General features: G+C 68.5%; 14 protein-coding genes. 9 read left to right on the forward strand and 5 right to left on the reverse strand.

Going from position 1 to position 14,268, the window contains the following annotated elements; genetic code table 11:
* Window positions 1-141 precede the first annotated feature (141 nt).
* The 3 genes from EV683_RS07500 to EV683_RS07510 form a co-directional block, all read right to left on the reverse strand.
* The gene (locus EV683_RS07500) at window positions 142-1,482 is read right to left on the reverse strand and encodes a nucleobase:cation symporter-2 family protein (RefSeq protein ID WP_066609850.1); all 1,341 of its coding nucleotides are present in this window, start codon (window positions 1,480-1,482) and stop codon (window positions 142-144) included.
* 337 nt (window positions 1,483-1,819) lie between these two features.
* On the reverse strand, window positions 1,820-3,166 hold the full coding sequence (locus tag EV683_RS07505; RefSeq protein WP_131862371.1) for a nucleobase:cation symporter-2 family protein: 1,347 nt from the start codon (window positions 3,164-3,166) through the stop codon (window positions 1,820-1,822).
* Between the two features lie 251 nt (window positions 3,167-3,417).
* Entirely contained in the window at window positions 3,418-3,657 is a 240-nt protein-coding gene (locus EV683_RS07510; protein ID WP_131862372.1) for a hypothetical protein, read from the reverse strand.
* A 44-nt stretch (window positions 3,658-3,701) separates the two neighbouring features.
* Between EV683_RS07510 and EV683_RS14705 the strand changes: the two genes are divergently transcribed.
* Together EV683_RS14705 and EV683_RS07515 are read left to right on the forward strand one after the other, a co-directional pair.
* On the forward strand, window positions 3,702-3,836 hold the full coding sequence (locus EV683_RS14705) for a hypothetical protein (protein ID WP_279432278.1): 135 nt from the start codon (window positions 3,702-3,704) through the stop codon (window positions 3,834-3,836).
* Between the two features lie 29 nt (window positions 3,837-3,865).
* Window positions 3,866-5,062: an amino acid aminotransferase gene (locus EV683_RS07515; protein ID WP_131862373.1), complete on the forward strand. Its 1,197-nt coding sequence runs from the start codon at window positions 3,866-3,868 to the stop codon at window positions 5,060-5,062.
* 105 nt (window positions 5,063-5,167) lie between these two features.
* Here EV683_RS07515 and EV683_RS07520 read toward each other — a convergent pair whose 3' ends face one another.
* Window positions 5,168-5,674 carry a C40 family peptidase gene (locus EV683_RS07520; RefSeq protein ID WP_066609844.1) on the reverse strand — a complete coding sequence of 169 codons (507 nt, stop codon included), beginning with the start codon at window positions 5,672-5,674 and terminating at the stop codon, window positions 5,168-5,170.
* A complete protein-coding gene (locus EV683_RS07525; RefSeq protein WP_131862374.1) occupies window positions 5,671-7,581 on the reverse strand; it encodes an ATP-binding cassette domain-containing protein in 1,911 nt (636 codons plus the stop codon). The genes EV683_RS07520 and EV683_RS07525 overlap by 4 nt, the downstream gene beginning before the upstream one ends.
* A gap of 169 nt (window positions 7,582-7,750) precedes the next feature.
* Here EV683_RS07525 and EV683_RS07530 point away from each other — a divergent pair, with 169 nt between their 5' ends.
* The 7 genes from EV683_RS07530 to EV683_RS07560 all read left to right on the forward strand — a co-directional run bounded on the left by EV683_RS07530 (window position 7,751) and on the right by EV683_RS07560 (window position 14,080).
* Window positions 7,751-8,104, forward strand: a complete 354-nt coding sequence (locus EV683_RS07530) for a hypothetical protein (protein WP_066609838.1) — start codon at window positions 7,751-7,753, stop codon at window positions 8,102-8,104.
* A gap of 9 nt (window positions 8,105-8,113) precedes the next feature.
* A complete protein-coding gene (locus EV683_RS07535; RefSeq protein ID WP_131862375.1) occupies window positions 8,114-8,575 on the forward strand; it encodes a protein YgfX in 462 nt (153 codons plus the stop codon).
* Window positions 8,568-9,839 (forward strand): bifunctional tetrahydrofolate synthase/dihydrofolate synthase, encoded by a 1,272-nt coding sequence (gene folC / locus EV683_RS07540; RefSeq protein WP_131862376.1) that lies wholly within the window; start codon window positions 8,568-8,570, stop codon window positions 9,837-9,839. The genes EV683_RS07535 and folC overlap by 8 nt, the downstream gene beginning before the upstream one ends.
* 7 nt (window positions 9,840-9,846) lie before the next feature.
* A complete protein-coding gene (locus tag EV683_RS07545; protein WP_131862377.1) occupies window positions 9,847-10,725 on the forward strand; it encodes an SPOR domain-containing protein in 879 nt (292 codons plus the stop codon).
* 7 nt (window positions 10,726-10,732) lie between these two features.
* On the forward strand, window positions 10,733-11,224 hold the full coding sequence (locus EV683_RS07550; RefSeq protein ID WP_066609832.1) for a CvpA family protein: 492 nt from the start codon (window positions 10,733-10,735) through the stop codon (window positions 11,222-11,224).
* A gap of 76 nt (window positions 11,225-11,300) precedes the next feature.
* On the forward strand, window positions 11,301-12,824 hold the full coding sequence (gene purF, locus EV683_RS07555; protein ID WP_066609830.1) for an amidophosphoribosyltransferase: 1,524 nt from the start codon (window positions 11,301-11,303) through the stop codon (window positions 12,822-12,824).
* Window positions 12,825-12,892: 68 nt separating this feature from the next.
* Entirely contained in the window at window positions 12,893-14,080 is a 1,188-nt protein-coding gene (locus EV683_RS07560) for an O-succinylhomoserine sulfhydrylase (RefSeq protein ID WP_131862378.1), read from the forward strand.
* The last annotated feature ends 188 nt before the right edge of the window (window positions 14,081-14,268 follow it).

The raw sequence follows: 14,268 nt of genomic DNA on the forward strand, positions 1-14,268 counted from the left end.
TCAAGGTGATGAAGCGCATGGCCTATGGCTACCGGGACAGCGAGTACTTCTTCCTGAAGATCAGGGCCGCTTTCCCCGGGAATCCGTGAAGAACCAAAAAACACCCCGCCTGGGCGGGGTGTCGGTCTGGCATGGCTGGGATCACGCCGTTTCGCGGGCCAGCTGCGGAGCGGCCTCTTCTTCGTGTTCTTCCTCGTCGGCGATTTCGCGGCCCGGCAGCACCAGGTTCAGCACCACGGCGACCAGCGCGCCCATGGTGATGCCCGAATGGAAGACTTCCTGGATGAAGTGCGGCATCTTCGACAGCAGTTCCGGCTTGACGGTCACCGCCAGGCCGCAGCCGACGGCGACGGCGATGATCAGGCTGTTGCGCTTGGTCTGTTCGACGCGGCTCAGCATGCCGATGCCGGCGGAGATGATCATCGAGAACATCATCAGGCCCGCGCCGCCGAGCACCGGTTTCGGGATGGTGACGATCAGCGCGCCGACTTTCGGGAACAGGCCGGCCAGGATCAGCATCACGCCGGTGATCGCGACCACGAAGCGGCTGGCGATGCCGGTCAGCGACACCACGCCGACGTTCTGCGCGAAGGTGGACACCGGCGGCGCCGACACGACCGAGGCGAGCGCCGAGCCGACGCCGTCGCACAGGATGCCGGCGGACAGGCGCTTGCCGGTGATCTTGGTCTCGGTGGCCGCGCCCAGCGCCATGAAGGAGCCGGTGGTCTCGACGATGGTCACCATGAAGGCGATCGACATCGCGACGATGCCGGCGATCGGGAAGGTCATGCCGAAGTGGAACGGCTGCGGCAGCGCGAACACGCTGGCCTTCTCGACCTGCTCGAAGCTGATCATGCCGAGCGCCAGGCAGACGATGTAGCCGATCAGGATGCCGAGCACGACGGCGGACGCCGACACGATGCCCTTGCCGAACTGCACCAGCGCGATCACGGTCACCAGCACGAAGGCGGCGATCGCGAGGTTGCCCGGGTCGTTCGGGTTCGGGCCGAAGCTGTCGGCGGCCCAATTGAGCGCCACCGGCACCAGCGACAGGCCGATCATGGTCACCACGGTGCCGGTCACCGCGTGCGGGAACAGCTTGCGGATCTGCGGCATGAAGAAGCTGCCGACGATCATCACCAGCGAGCCGACCAGCGAGGAGCCGAGGATGGCCGGCACGCCGCCCGACAGGCCGACGCTGATCGCCGCGCCAACGAAGGCGAACGAGGTGCCCATCACGCAGGGCAGGCGGATGCCGATCGGACCGACGCCGCGGCACTGGATGAAGGTGACAATGCCGGAGCCCAACAGCGCCGCGTTGATCAGCGCGACGACCTGGTCGGCCGGCAGCTTGAGCGCGCCGCCGACCACTAGCGGCACGGCGATGATGCCACCCAGCGCAGCCAGAAGGTGCTGGGCGGCCAAAACGATGGAAGTGAGGACAGGCGGTTTGTCTTCGACGCCGTAAAGCAGTTTGCTCATTGCAGTGTTCTCCAGTGTGCCCATGGTTTTGTTGTCGGGCGTTGCCTTTGTCGCGCAAACGCCTCGGGTACCCGGTCGGCCCGTCGGTCTTCTTGTGGACCTTGGCCGCGTCCGGTCTGTCGACAGGATGTTTACCGTGGCTGAAAAGGTACTCCCGCCGTCATCGGGGTGAACATTCGTAGGAATACGCCGCCTGATCCGTAGTTCTACGGATGTCCGCTCGGGTTGCCCCTCGCTTTTCGCGGTGGAATCACGCGTTTTTCTGCAATGTAAAAAACGCCAATGACCGTCATAAAAAAAGCGCCCGCCAGGGCGCTTTTAGGCGGCGGGCGCGGCCTCAGGCGCGCTCCCCGGCGGGCGTGTCGAAGTCCTCGGCGGCGTGCGCGTCGTCGAATGCGGTCGGCCGGCCCGGCAGGATCAGGTTCAGCGCCAGCGCGACCAGCGAGCCGGCGGTGATGCCCGACGCGAAGACCTCCCTGACGAAGGCTGGCAGCCGGGCGAGCAGTTCCGGGCGTACCGTCACCGCCATGCCGCAGCCGATCGCGACGGCGATGATCACGCCGTTGCGCTTGTTGTGCTCGACGCGGCCGAGCATCTGCACGCCGGCGGCGACGATGGTCGCGAACATCATCAGCCCGGCACCGCCGAGCACCGGCAGCGGGATGGTGACGATCAGCGCGCCGAACACCGGAAACAGGCCGGCGAGCACCAGCAGCGCGCCGGTCAGCGCGACCACGTGGCGGCTGGCGACGCCGGTCAGCGACACCACGCCGATGTTCTGCGCGAACGACGAGAACGGCGTGGTCGACATCAGCGCCGCCAGCGCCGAGCCGACGCCGTCGCACAGGATGCCGCGCGCCATCCGCTCGCCGCTCATCGGCGTCCGGGTCGCGGCGCCCAGTGCGAGGAAGTTGCCGGTCGACTCGACGATGGTCACCAGGTAGGCGATGGCCATGCCGACGATGCCCGACACCGGGAAGGCGAGGCCGAAGTGCAGCGGCTGCGGCACCGCGAAGGTTTGCGCCGCGACGACCGGCGCGAAGTCGACCTTGCCCAGCGCCAGACAAACGAGGTAGCCGGCGATCATGCCGATCACGATCGCGGCGGCCGAAAAGATGCCGCGGCCCCACTGCACCAGGCCGATCACCAGCGCCAGCACGCCGAAGGCGACGCCGAGGTTGGCCGGGGCAGCGTAGCCCGGGCTGCCGACCTGGCCGCCGGCGAACCAGTCGACCGCGACCGGGATCAGCGACAGGCCGATCATGGTCACCACGGTGCCGGTGACGACCGGCGGGAACAGCGCGCGGATCTGCGGCATGAAGAAGCTGCCGATAATCATCACCATCGAGCCGGCCAGCGCCGAGCCCATGATGCCGGCGACGCCGTGCTCGAAGCCGACCGCGATCGCCGCGGCGACGAAGGTGAAGCTGGTGCCCATCACGCACGGCAGCTTGATGCCGATCGGGCCGGCGCCGCGGCACTGGACGATGGTGACGACGCCGGACACCAAGAGCGCGGCGTTCACCAGCGCGACGGTCTGGTCGGTCGGCAGCTTGAGTACGCCGCCGACCACCAGCGGCACCGCGATGATGCCGCCGAGCGCCGCCAAGAGGTGCTGGGCGGCCAGAAGCCAAGACAGCGCCGCCGGCGGCCGGTCTTCAACCTGGTAGAGCAGAGGGTCCATGAAAATCCTCGGGGAAGTGAAAGCGTGGCGTGCGGCGCGCGCGTCGTCGGCCGGCGGGTTCCGGATGGGGCGGCGCCGGGCGGGCGCAAGCGTCGGGGCAGGGGAAACGGCGGGGCGGACGAGCGCGCGCTCGGCACTTCGGTATCAGGCGGCCAGCTTAGCCGGCTGGCGCGGCGGCGAAAATTCGTAAGGCTACGGTGCGCTGTCCGTAGCCTTACGGATGGGATGGCGTGGGATTTTCGGCGGCGCGCTCAGATCTTGAGCAGCTTCATCGCGCGCGCGAGCGTGTCGACCGACTCCTGGTGCTTGCCGGCCTTGTGCAGCGCCTCGCCGTCGGCGCGCAGCTTCTTGACCTCGGCCAACTGCTCGGCGCTCAGCGGCGGGTTCTTCGCGAGCGCGGCGTCGATCTTGGCCATGTCGGCGGGGCAGTGGAAGGCGAACGCGCTCAAGGGGGCGGCCAGCAGCGCGAGCAGGGACAGGCGGGATTTCATGGCGGTTTCCTCGAATCGACCGGAGGGAGTCCCGGATATAGACGATGCGCGCGCCGCCGGCAAGCTCGTCGGCGCGCGCCGCGCCGGGAATGCTGGCCATCCCTGAGCACGGCGCGCGCAATGCGCGCTACAATCGGGTTTTGTTCGACGGCGCGCCCTCGTCCGGCGGCGTGCCCTGACCTGTTCCAAAAGACCAAAGAGACCCGAAATGACTCTGTTTGCTTCCGTTGAGCTCGCCCCGCGCGACCCGATCCTCGGCCTGAACGAGGCCTTCAACGCCGACACCCGTGCCACCAAGGTGAACCTGGGCGTGGGCGTGTACTTCACCGACGAAGGCAAAATCCCGCTGCTGCGCGCCGTGAAAGCCGCCGAGCAGGCTCGCCTGGAAGCGGCCGCGCCGCGCGGCTACCTGCCGATCGAGGGCATCGCCGCCTACGACAAGGCCGTGCAGGAGCTGCTGTTCGGCAAGGATTCCGCGCTGCTGGCCGACGGCCGCGTGGTCACCGCCCAGGCCCTGGGCGGCACCGGCGCGCTGAAGATCGGCGCCGACTTCATCAAGCGCCTGGTGCCGGACGCCACCGTCGCCATCAGCGACCCGAGCTGGGAAAACCACCGCGCGCTGTTCGAATCGGCCGGCTTCCCGGTCGTCAACTACCGCTACTACGACGCCGAGACCCACGGCGTGAACTTCGCCGGCATGCTGGCTGCGCTCGCCGCGCTGCCGGCCAAGTCGGTCGTCGTGCTGCACGCCTGCTGCCACAACCCGACCGGCGTCGACCTCACCACCGAGCAGTGGCAGCAGGTGGTCGCCGTGTGCAAAGAGAAGGACCTGATCCCCTTCCTCGACATGGCCTACCAGGGCTTCGCCGACGGCATCGAGGAGGACGGCGCGGCCGTGCGCCTGTTCGCCGACTCGGGCCTGTCCTTCTTCGTGTCCAGCTCGTTCTCGAAGTCGTTCTCGCTGTACGGCGAGCGCGTCGGCGCGATCTCCATCGTCACCCAGAACAAGGACGAGTCGGCCCGCGTGCTGTCGCAGGTCAAGCGCGTGATCCGCACCAACTACTCGAACCCGCCGACCCACGGCGGCACCGTCGTCGCCACCGTGCTGAACAGCCCGGAACTGCGCGCGATGTGGGAAGCGGAACTGGGCGAGATGCGCGATCGTATTAAATTGATGCGCACCCAGCTGGTCGACAAGCTGGCCGCCCTCGGCGCCGGCGACTTCGGCTTCGTGAAGGCGCAGCGCGGCATGTTCTCGTACTCGGGGCTGAGCGCAGCCCAGGTCGACGTGCTGCGCGAACAGCACGGCATCTACGCCGTGTCGACCGGCCGCATCTGCGTCGCCGCGCTGAATAGCCGCAACATCGACGCCGTCGCCAGCGCGGTGGCCGCCGTGCTGAAGTGAGCTCGGCCAACGTCGTCACGCAAAAAGCCGCCCTCGGGCGGCTTTTTCCTTGTCGGCGGGGTGTGCGCGACGCTTCGCTGGCCTCGCTCGGTTACGGCCAGACTTTCAGCCGAACAGCGTGCGCGCGCCCTCGTAGCGCGCGGCGAAGTAGGGGTTGGACAGGTACTCGGCGCGGATGGTGCTGTTGCTGCGCGGCGCGTGCACGAACTTGCCGTCGCCGATGAAAAGCCCCATGTGCGAGAACGGCCGCCCCAGCGTGTTGAAGAACACCAGGTCGCCGACCCGCAGTTCGTCGATGCCGACCGGTCGGCCGAGCCGGGCGATCTGCGCGGCGTTGTGCGGCAGTTTCACGCCGACCGCGTTCTGGTAGATGTAGGCGACCATGCCGCTGCAGTCGAGCCCCGCCTCGGGGTTGGCGCCGCCGAACTTGTAGTCGAGGTCGAGCAGGCCCAGCGTATACATCAGGATCTCGCGGCCGGCGCCGTCGGCGCTGAGGTTCGACAGCGCGACCGGCGCGCGCGGCCGCGGTCGCGCCGTCGGCTTGCGGACCGGGGCCGTGGTGCAGGCGGCCAGCGTCGCCGCCAGCGCGAACAGCGCGGCGCGGCGCTTCATTGCGTCTTGGCCTCGAGTTCCTCCCAGCGCGCGAGCTTGTCGAGCAGGAGCTCGTCGATCTGGTCGATGCGCGCCTGCCAGCCGCGCGCCTCCTGCGGCGTGTCGCGGTAGGCGTTCGGGTCGATCAGCTTCTCGGTCAGCTCGGCCTGTTCGGCCTCCAGCGCGGCGATCTCGTCCGGCAGGCGTTCGAGTTCGCGCTTCTCGTTGAACGACAGCTTGTTCGATTTGGGCTTTTCGCGCGCCGGCTTCTCGACGTTGGCCGAGGGCGCCTCCTTCTTCTTCTCGGCTGGCTTCATCGCCGCCATGCGCGCGCGGGTGTCGACCCAGTCCTGGTAGCCGCCCGGGTATTCGTTGAGCTGCCCGTCGCCCTCGAAGGCGATCACCTGGGTGACGACGTTGTCGAGGAAGGCGCGGTCGTGGCTGACGAGGAACACTGTGCCGCTGTACTGGCCGAGCACGTCCTCCAGCAATTCGAGCGTGTCGATGTCCAGGTCGTTGGTCGGCTCGTCGAGCACCAGCACGTTGGCCGGGCGGGTGAAGAGGCGCGCCAGCAACAGCCGGTTGCGCTCGCCGCCGGACAGGGACTTGACCGGGCTGCGCGCGCGCGCCGGGTCGAACAGGAAGTCCTCCAGGTAGCTCATCACATGCTTCTTCTGCCCGCCGATCTCGACGAAGTCGTTGCCCTGGCTGATCACGTCGGCGACGCTCATCTCCTCGTCGAGCTGTTCGCGGAACTGGTCGAAGTAGGCGATCTCGAGCTTGGTGCCGCGCTTGATGCTGCCGCTGTCCGGCTCGAGCTCGCCGAGGATCAGCTTCAACAGCGTGGTCTTGCCGGCGCCGTTCGGGCCGATCAGGCCGATCTTGTCGCCGCGCAGGATGCGGCTGGTGAAGTCGCGGATCAGCGTGCGGCCCTCGTAGCCCTTGCCGACGTGTTCGAGTTCGGCGACCAGCTTGCCCGAGCGCTCGCCCGGGTCGAGCTGGAAGTTGACCTGGCCGACGCGCTCGCGGCGCGCGGCGCGTTCGCGCCGGATCTGCTCGAGGCGGCGCACGCGGCCCTCGTTGCGGGTGCGGCGCGCCTCGATGCCCTTGCGGATCCACACCTCTTCCTGCGCGTGGAACTTGTCGAACACGCGGTTCTGCTCTTCCTCGACCGCCAACTCCTCGGCCTTGCGCGTCTGGTAGGCGGAGAAGCTGCCCGGATAGCTCCTGAGCACGCCGCGGTCGAGTTCGACGATGCGGGTCGCGACGTTGTCGAGGAAGCGCCGGTCGTGGGTGATCAGCAGCACGCTGCCGGAAAACGCCTTGAGCAGCGATTCGAGCCATTCGATCGCCGCGACGTCGAGGTGGTTGGTCGGCTCGTCCAAGAGCAGGATGTCCGGCTTGGCGGCCAGCGCGCGCGCCAGCGCGACGCGTTTTTTCCAGCCGCCGGACAGCTCGCCGACGCGCACGTCGGCGTCAAGGCCCAGGTGGGTGAGGGTGGCGGCGATCAGCGCGTCGAACTGCCAGCCGTTGGCGGCTTCGAGCGCGTGCTGCAGCCGCTCGATGTCGGCCAGCGCCGCCTCGTGGTCGGCGCCGGGCTCGGCCAACCTTTGCGTCGCCTTGTGGTAGTCGGTGAGCAGCGCCTTCACGTCGCCGAGGCCTTCGGCGACCGCCTCGAACACCGTGTGCTCGAGGTCGAACACCGGTTCCTGCGGCACGTAGGCGATCTTGACGTCGTTGCGCGCGACCACGCGGCCGTCGTCGAGTTTGACCGCGCCGGCGATCGCCTTCAGGAGCGACGACTTGCCCGCGCCGTTGCGGCCGATCAGGCCGACCACCTCGCCCGGCTCGAGCGCGAAATCCACATTGTCCAGCAACGGCACATGGCCGAATGCCAGAGCCGCCTTCTCAACCGTCAACAGCGCCATGCCGAAAATTCCGTCGTACTAATGCAAAGACCCGCATTCTACCATGAGGGGGTGGGGCGCCCGCCGCCTCGCCCGCCGCCGCCGCCGGCTGTTACAATCCGGTGCCCGACGCGGGCGGCCCGGCCGCCCCGTTCCGACCCACCGCGTGACCCTATATAAGGATGCCGCCATGTATTTCGTTGACCGTTCCGTCGCCGTCGTCAAGCCCAAGGAGCCGTTCATGGCCTGGCTGAACGCCGTGCCCGGCAACGACATGGATCTCAGCCTCGAGAGCCTGCGCGCCGACTGCACCGTGATCCTCCTGCCCGAGTTCGCCGAGCCCGAGGAGGCGGTGTCCTACATCGACGAAATCTACGAGCAATTGTTCAAGATGGAACTGGCCAGCTGGTACGAGGACGAAGCGCTGTGGCCGCAGGACCGCTCGCTGAAAACCTTCTGGGAGTGGTTCGACGTCGAGATCCACTCGACCGTCATCGACAGCGTCGACGACGACATCATGAACAGCCCGGCCGGCGAGCTGTAAGACCCCGCCGTGCGCGCGTCGCGCCGCGTCCCGCCCTTCGCCGTCGTGCCGCGGCCGTCGCGGCGCTGGCTCGCGGCGGCGCTGGCGCTGCACGGTTTCTGGCTGTTCGCGGTGCTGGCGGTCTGGCCGCAAGGTTGGCCGAGCCTCTTGCCCTTGCCGGCGAGCCTGTACTGGACCTTGCGCGCCGACGGCTGGCTGCCCGGCGCGCGCCGCGTCGCGCGGCTCGAGGTCGGGCCCCGAGGCGAGCTGACGGTCGTCGTCGCCGGCCGCGCGTTCGCGGCGCGGCTCGCGCCCGACACCGTGGTGTGGCCGTGGCTGATCGCGCTGCGCCTCGACAGCGAGGTCGGACCGCTCGGACTGATGCTGCTGCCCGACTCGGCCGATCCCGAGGCGCTGCGCGCGCTGGCCGTCTACGCGCGCTGGTTCGCCGACCCTCCCGACTCCCTTCCGATTCAGGATACGCATGACTGATACGCTCAAAACGCTGGACGACTGGCTCTCCCACCTCGAGGCGCTGCACGTCTCGGCCATCGACATGGGCCTGGCGCGCGTCGCGCGCGTGCGCGACGCGATGGCGCTCGCGCCGACCTTCCCCGTCATTACCGTCGGCGGCACCAACGGCAAGGGCTCGGTGTGCGCGATGCTGTCGACCATGCTGGTGCGCGCCGGCTACAAGGTCGGTACCTACACCTCGCCGCACATCAGCCGCTACAACGAACGCGTCGCGATCGACCTCGCGCCCGCCAGCGACGAGGCGATCGTCGAGAGTTTCGCCGCGATCGAGGCGGCGCGCGGCGACACCACGCTGACCTATTTCGAATTCGGCACGCTGGCCGCGATGAAGGCCTTCGTCGACGCCGGCGTCGACGTCGCGATCATGGAGGTCGGCCTCGGCGGCCGGCTCGACGCGGTCAATGTGTTCGAGCCGGACGTGGCGGTGGTGGTCAGCGTCGACATCGACCACCAGGCCTACCTCGGCGACACGCGCGAGGCGATCGGCTTCGAGAAGGCCGGCATCTTCCGCGCCGGCAAGCCGGCGATCTGCGCCGACCCGAACCCGCCGCAAAGCCTGATCGAGCACGCGCGCGCCATCGGCGCCGAGCTCAAGTGCATCGGCGCCGACTTCGGCTACACCCGGCTCGAGCAGCAGTGGTCGTTCTGGATCGGCGAGCAGCACCGCCATTCGCTGCCGTTCCCGGCGCTGCGCGGCGCCTACCAGCTTTCCAACGCGTCGGCGGCGCTGGCGGCGCTCGACTGCCTGAAGCTGCGCCTGCCGGTCGGGCAGGGCGCGGTCAAGCAGGGCTTGCTGGAGGTCGACTGGCCGGGCCGCTTCCAGGTGCTGCCGGGCCGCCCGCAGGTGGTGCTCGACGTCGGCCACAACCCGCACGCGGTACGCGCGATGGTCGACAGCCTGCGTCGCCTGCCGTTCGCGCAGAACCGCATCGCGGTGTTCTCGATGCTGTCGGACAAGGACGTCGACGCGGTGCTCGAGCTGGCGAAGGGCGACTTCGACGTCTGGTACGTCGGCGGGCTCGACATGCCGCGCGGCCAGAGCGGCGCGGCGATCGCCGCCAAGTTGGCCGAGCACGGCATCGCCGACGTCAAGGTGTATGACGATGTCGCAAGCGCATGGCGCGCGGCCTTATCGGTCGCCGGCGAGAATGATAGACTGACCGTATTCGGCTCATTCCATACCGTGGCCGCCGTGCTCGAAGCACGCGAGGCCGCCCGCTGAGGACAAGATGGCAGGACTGTCCAGTCACGAAGAACTCATCATGCTGCGCAAGCGCGCGCGGCGCCGTCTGGTCGGCGCGGTCGCGCTGGTGCTGGTGTCGACCGCCGTGCTGTGGAATGTGCTCGGCCACATCCCGAACGCGCCGATGCGGCCCGAGAAGGTCGAGATCGCCGGCCAGTTGGCGTCCGAGCCGGCCGTCGTGCCGCCGCCGGCCGAGGCGCTCGCCAGCGCGCCGGCCGCCGTCGTCCCCGCACCGGCCACCGAGCTCGTCGCCAGCCTGCCGCCGGAACCCGCAGCCGCACCGGCTGCCGTACCGCGGCCGGCGGCGCCGGCGCCCGCCATTGCGTCCAAGCCGGCGCCAGTGCCGGCTGCGCCGCCTGCCGCCGCACCGCCGGCCGATGCGTCGCCCAGAGCGGTCGCGCCGCCGCCGGCCAAGCCGATGCCCCAGGCGGAAGCCAAGCCCGCGCCCAAGCCCGAGGCTGCCGCCAAACCCGCTCCGGCCGTGAAGGCGGAACCCAGGGTCGAACCGACGCCGGCGCCGCGCGCCAAGGACCCTGCCGCCATCCTCGAGGGGCGTGCCGACGTCGCGCCGGCCAAGCCGGCGGCGCCGCGTGCCGAACGTCCCGAGCCCGCCGCTGTCGAACAAGGCAAGGGTGGCAACGGTTTCGCGATCCAGTTGGCCGCGCTGTCCGACCCGGCCAAGGCCGAGGCGCTCCGGAGCCGTCTGGCCGCCGCCGGCGTCGCGGCGCATTTCAGCAAGGTCACCACCAGCAAGGGTGAAGTCACGCGCGTGCGCGTCGGCCCGTTCGCGAGCCGCGCCGAGGCCGACGCGACGCTGAGAAAACTCGCCGGCGCCGGCGTGACCGGCATCGTCGTGCCGCGTTGATATCCGCATGACCGCTTTCGACTATATCGTGATCGCCGTCGTCGCCGGTTCGGTGATCGTCGCGCTGCTGCGCGGGCTGATCGCCGAGGTGCTGTCGCTGACCTCGTGGCTGTTGGCGCTGTGGTGCGCGAAGGAGTTCGCGCCCGAGGTGTCGCGCTTCCTGCCGGTCGACCTCGCCGGCGAGGGCCTGCGCCTCGTCGCCGCCTTCGTGCTGCTATTCTTCGTCGTGTGGCTGGCGACCGCGCTGCTGCGGGTGACGCTGACCGGGTTGATGGACAGCATGGGGCTCGGCGGCGTGAACCGCCTGCTCGGCGGCGTGTTCGGCCTGGCGCGCGGCCTGGTGCTGGTGACGGCGCTGGTGCTGGTCGGCGGCATGTCGGACCTGCCGCAGGCGCCGATGTGGCGGAACGCGCTGCTCGCGCCGCCGTTGCAGGACGCCGCGCTGTCCTTGCGGCCGTGGCTGCCGCCGATGCTGGCACAAAATGTGCGTTATCCCTGATGGGAGAACAGAAGACGGGGTGTTATGGTTCGCTCCGTCTTTTTTGTTATCCAAACTGGTGTAGAGGGCGCAAACCATGTGTGGGATTCTAGGTGTCGTCGGGCGGTCCCCGGTCAACCAATTGCTGTATGACGGGCTGCAACTGCTGCAACACCGTGGCCAGGACGCGGCGGGCATCGTCACCGCGAACGGCAAGAGCTTCCACATGCACAAGGGCGCGGGCCTGGTGCGCGACGTGTTCCGCACCCGCAACATGCGTTCGCTGTCCGGTTGCGCCGGCATCGCGCACGTGCGCTACCCGACAGCCGGCTCGGCCTCCAACCTGGCCGAGGCGCAGCCCTTCTACGTCAACTCGCCGTTCGGCATCGTGCTCGCGCACAACGGCAATCTGACCAACGCCGACGAGCTGAAGGCCGACATGTACCGCCGCGACCTTCGTCATATCAACACCAACTCCGATTCGGAAGTGCTGCTGAACGTGTTCGCGCACGAGATCGCGCAGCGCGTCGACGGCCAGGCGCTGCCGGTCGACGCCGTATTCGGTGCGGTCGAGGCGGTGCACCGTCGCGTGCGCGGCGCCTACGCGGTGGTCGCGATGATCGCCGGTTTCGGCCTGGTCGCGTTCCGCGACCCGAACGGCATCCGTCCGCTGGTGATCGGCACCAACGAGGTCGACGGCAAGCCCGAATACATGTTCGCGTCCGAGTCGGTCGCGCTCGACTGCTCGGGCTTCTCGCTGCTGCGCGACGTCGCGCCCGGCGAGGCGGTCTACGTGACCTTCGACGGCGACTTCCACGCGCGCCAGTGCGCCGAGAGCACGCGCCTTGCGCCGTGCCTGTTCGAGTACGTCTACTTCGCGCGCCCGGATTCGGTGATCGACGGCGCCTCGGTCTACCAGGCGCGCCTGAACATGGGCGAAACGTTGGCCGAGAAGGTGCGCCGCGTGCTGCCCGAGGTCGATATCGACGTCGTGATGCCGATTCCGGACACCAGCCGCGCCAGCGCGCTGCAACTGGCCAACGCGCTCGGCCTGCCGTACCGCGAGGGCTTCATCAAGAACCGCTACATCGGCCGCACCTTCATCATGCCGGGGCAGGGCGTGCGCAAGAAGTCGGTGCGCCAGAAGCTCAACCCGGTCGCCTTCGAATTCAAGGGCCGCAACGTGCTCCTGGTCGACGACTCGATCGTGCGCGGCACCACCAGCCGCGAGATCGTGCAGATGGCGCGCGACGCCGGCGCCAAGAAGGTCTACTTCGCGTCGGCCGCGCCGGCGGTGCGCTTCCCGAACGTGTACGGCATCGACATGCCGACGCGCGAGGAACTGCTGGCTACCGGCCGCAGCGAGGCCGACGTGACGAAAGAAATCGGCGCCGATCTGGTGATCTACCAGGAACTGGACGCGCTGGTGTCGGCGGTCAAGGCCGCCAACCCGAAGCTGGCCGAGTTCGAATCGTCGTGCTTCAACGGCCGTTACGTGACCGGCGACATCGACGAAGCCTACCTCGACGCGCTCGAAGTGGCGCGCAACGCCGCGCGCCAGGAGGCCGGTTCCGGCATGGTCGACCTGAACCTCAACGTTGCCGAGCAAAACCTGATGTGAGCACAATAGGGGCTCCGCTCCTATTAGAAGCGCCGCCGGCGCCAAGCCGGCGGCGACGACACATCGCCATGACTCAGCACACAGACCCTTCGGCCAAGCTTAGGCCCGAAACGCTGGCCATCCGCGCCGGCCGCGAAATTTCCGACTACCGCGAACACAGCCAGGCGCTGTTCCTCACCTCCAGCTTCACCTACGACACCGCCGCCGAGGCGGCGGCGATGTTCATCGGCGAGCAGGACGGCTACATCTATTCGCGCTTCACCAATCCGACCGTCGCGGCCTTCCAGCAGCGTCTGGCGGCGCTCGAGGGCGGCGAGCGCGCGATCGCGACCGCCAGCGGCATGGCGGCGATCCAGGCGACCATGCTGACCTTGCTCAAGGCCGGCGACCACATCGTGTCGTCGCAGAGCCTGTTCGGCTCGACGATCAATCTGTTCAACGGCATCCTCGCCAAGTTCGGCGTCGAGGTCAGCTACGTCGACGCGACCGACCTCGACGCCTGGCGCGCCGCGACCCGCCCGAATACCCGGGTGTTCTTCCTCGAGACGCCGTCCAACCCGCTGACCGAGCTGTCCGATATCGCCGCTGTCGCCGACATCGCGCACGCCGCCGGCGCCTTGCTGGTGGTCGACAACTGCTTCTGCACGCCGGTGCTGCAGCAGCCCTTGAAGCTGGGCGCCGACCTCGTCGTCCATTCGGCGACCAAGTCGCTCGACGGCCACGGCCGCGTGCTCGGCGGCGCGGTGGTCGGTTCCGACAAGCTGATCGAACCGATCTACCTGCACGTGCGCACCGCCGGACCCAGCCTGTCGGCGTTCAACGCGTGGACGCTGCTGTCCGGGCTGGAGACGCTGTTCGTGCGCGTCGAGCGCCAGTGCGAAACCGCGCTAGAGATCGCGCGCTGGCTCGAGGCGCAGCCGCAGGTCGAGCGCGTGTTCTACCCGGGGCTCGAGAGCCATCCGCAGCACGCGCTGGCGCAGCGCCAGCAGAAGGCCGGCGGCACCGTGGTCAGCTTCGTGCTTAAGGGCGGGCGCGACGCGGCGTGGCGCCTGATCGACGGCGTCGAGGTGTTCTCGCGCACGTCCAACCTCGGCGACGTGAAGTCGACCGTCACCCACCCGGCGTCGACCACCCATGCGCGGATCACGCCGGAGGCGCGCGCGAGGGCCGGCATCGTCGAGGGACTGGTGCGCCTCGCGATCGGCCTCGAGCATGTCGAAGACCTGAAGGCCGACCTGGCCGCCCGTTTCGCCTGAACCGCCTGGCGCCAGGTAGTCATGGCGGACGCAAAAACCCTGGAGTAAAAGCTCGGTTTAGCGTTCGCTTCATTCAAACGGCAGTCTAAAATGGGACTGCCGTTTTTTTTGTGCGGTATTTCGCGGTTTCGACCCCGGTCAGAGGTCAAATTCCCTTGACACTCCCGTTGTCAAAACGTAAGTTTAAA

This window comes from Crenobacter luteus, assembly GCF_004345725.1.
Classification (GTDB): Bacteria; Pseudomonadota; Gammaproteobacteria; order Burkholderiales; family Chromobacteriaceae; genus Crenobacter; species Crenobacter luteus.

Excerpts from the sequence above, each read along its gene's own strand:
- EV683_RS07525 (WP_131862374.1), bottom strand. The coding sequence starts at position 7,581 with ATGGCGCTGTTGACGGTTGAGAAGGCGGCTCTGGCATTCGGCCATGTG.
- EV683_RS07515 (WP_131862373.1), top strand. The coding sequence starts at position 3,866 with ATGACTCTGTTTGCTTCCGTTGAGCTCGCCCCGCGCGACCCGATCCTC.
- EV683_RS07510 (WP_131862372.1), bottom strand. The coding sequence starts at position 3,657 with ATGAAATCCCGCCTGTCCCTGCTCGCGCTGCTGGCCGCCCCCTTGAGC.
- EV683_RS07530 (WP_066609838.1), top strand. The coding sequence starts at position 7,751 with ATGTATTTCGTTGACCGTTCCGTCGCCGTCGTCAAGCCCAAGGAGCCG.
- EV683_RS07560 (WP_131862378.1), top strand. The coding sequence starts at position 12,893 with ATGACTCAGCACACAGACCCTTCGGCCAAGCTTAGGCCCGAAACGCTG.
- EV683_RS07520 (WP_066609844.1), bottom strand. The coding sequence starts at position 5,674 with ATGAAGCGCCGCGCCGCGCTGTTCGCGCTGGCGGCGACGCTGGCCGCC.
- EV683_RS07545 (WP_131862377.1), top strand. The coding sequence starts at position 9,847 with ATGGCAGGACTGTCCAGTCACGAAGAACTCATCATGCTGCGCAAGCGC.
- EV683_RS07505 (WP_131862371.1), bottom strand. The coding sequence starts at position 3,166 with ATGGACCCTCTGCTCTACCAGGTTGAAGACCGGCCGCCGGCGGCGCTG.
- EV683_RS07500 (WP_066609850.1), bottom strand. The coding sequence starts at position 1,482 with ATGAGCAAACTGCTTTACGGCGTCGAAGACAAACCGCCTGTCCTCACT.
- EV683_RS14705 (WP_279432278.1), top strand. The coding sequence starts at position 3,702 with ATGCGCGCGCCGCCGGCAAGCTCGTCGGCGCGCGCCGCGCCGGGAATG.
- folC (WP_131862376.1), top strand. The coding sequence starts at position 8,568 with ATGACTGATACGCTCAAAACGCTGGACGACTGGCTCTCCCACCTCGAG.
- EV683_RS07550 (WP_066609832.1), top strand. The coding sequence starts at position 10,733 with ATGACCGCTTTCGACTATATCGTGATCGCCGTCGTCGCCGGTTCGGTG.
- purF (WP_066609830.1), top strand. The coding sequence starts at position 11,301 with ATGTGTGGGATTCTAGGTGTCGTCGGGCGGTCCCCGGTCAACCAATTG.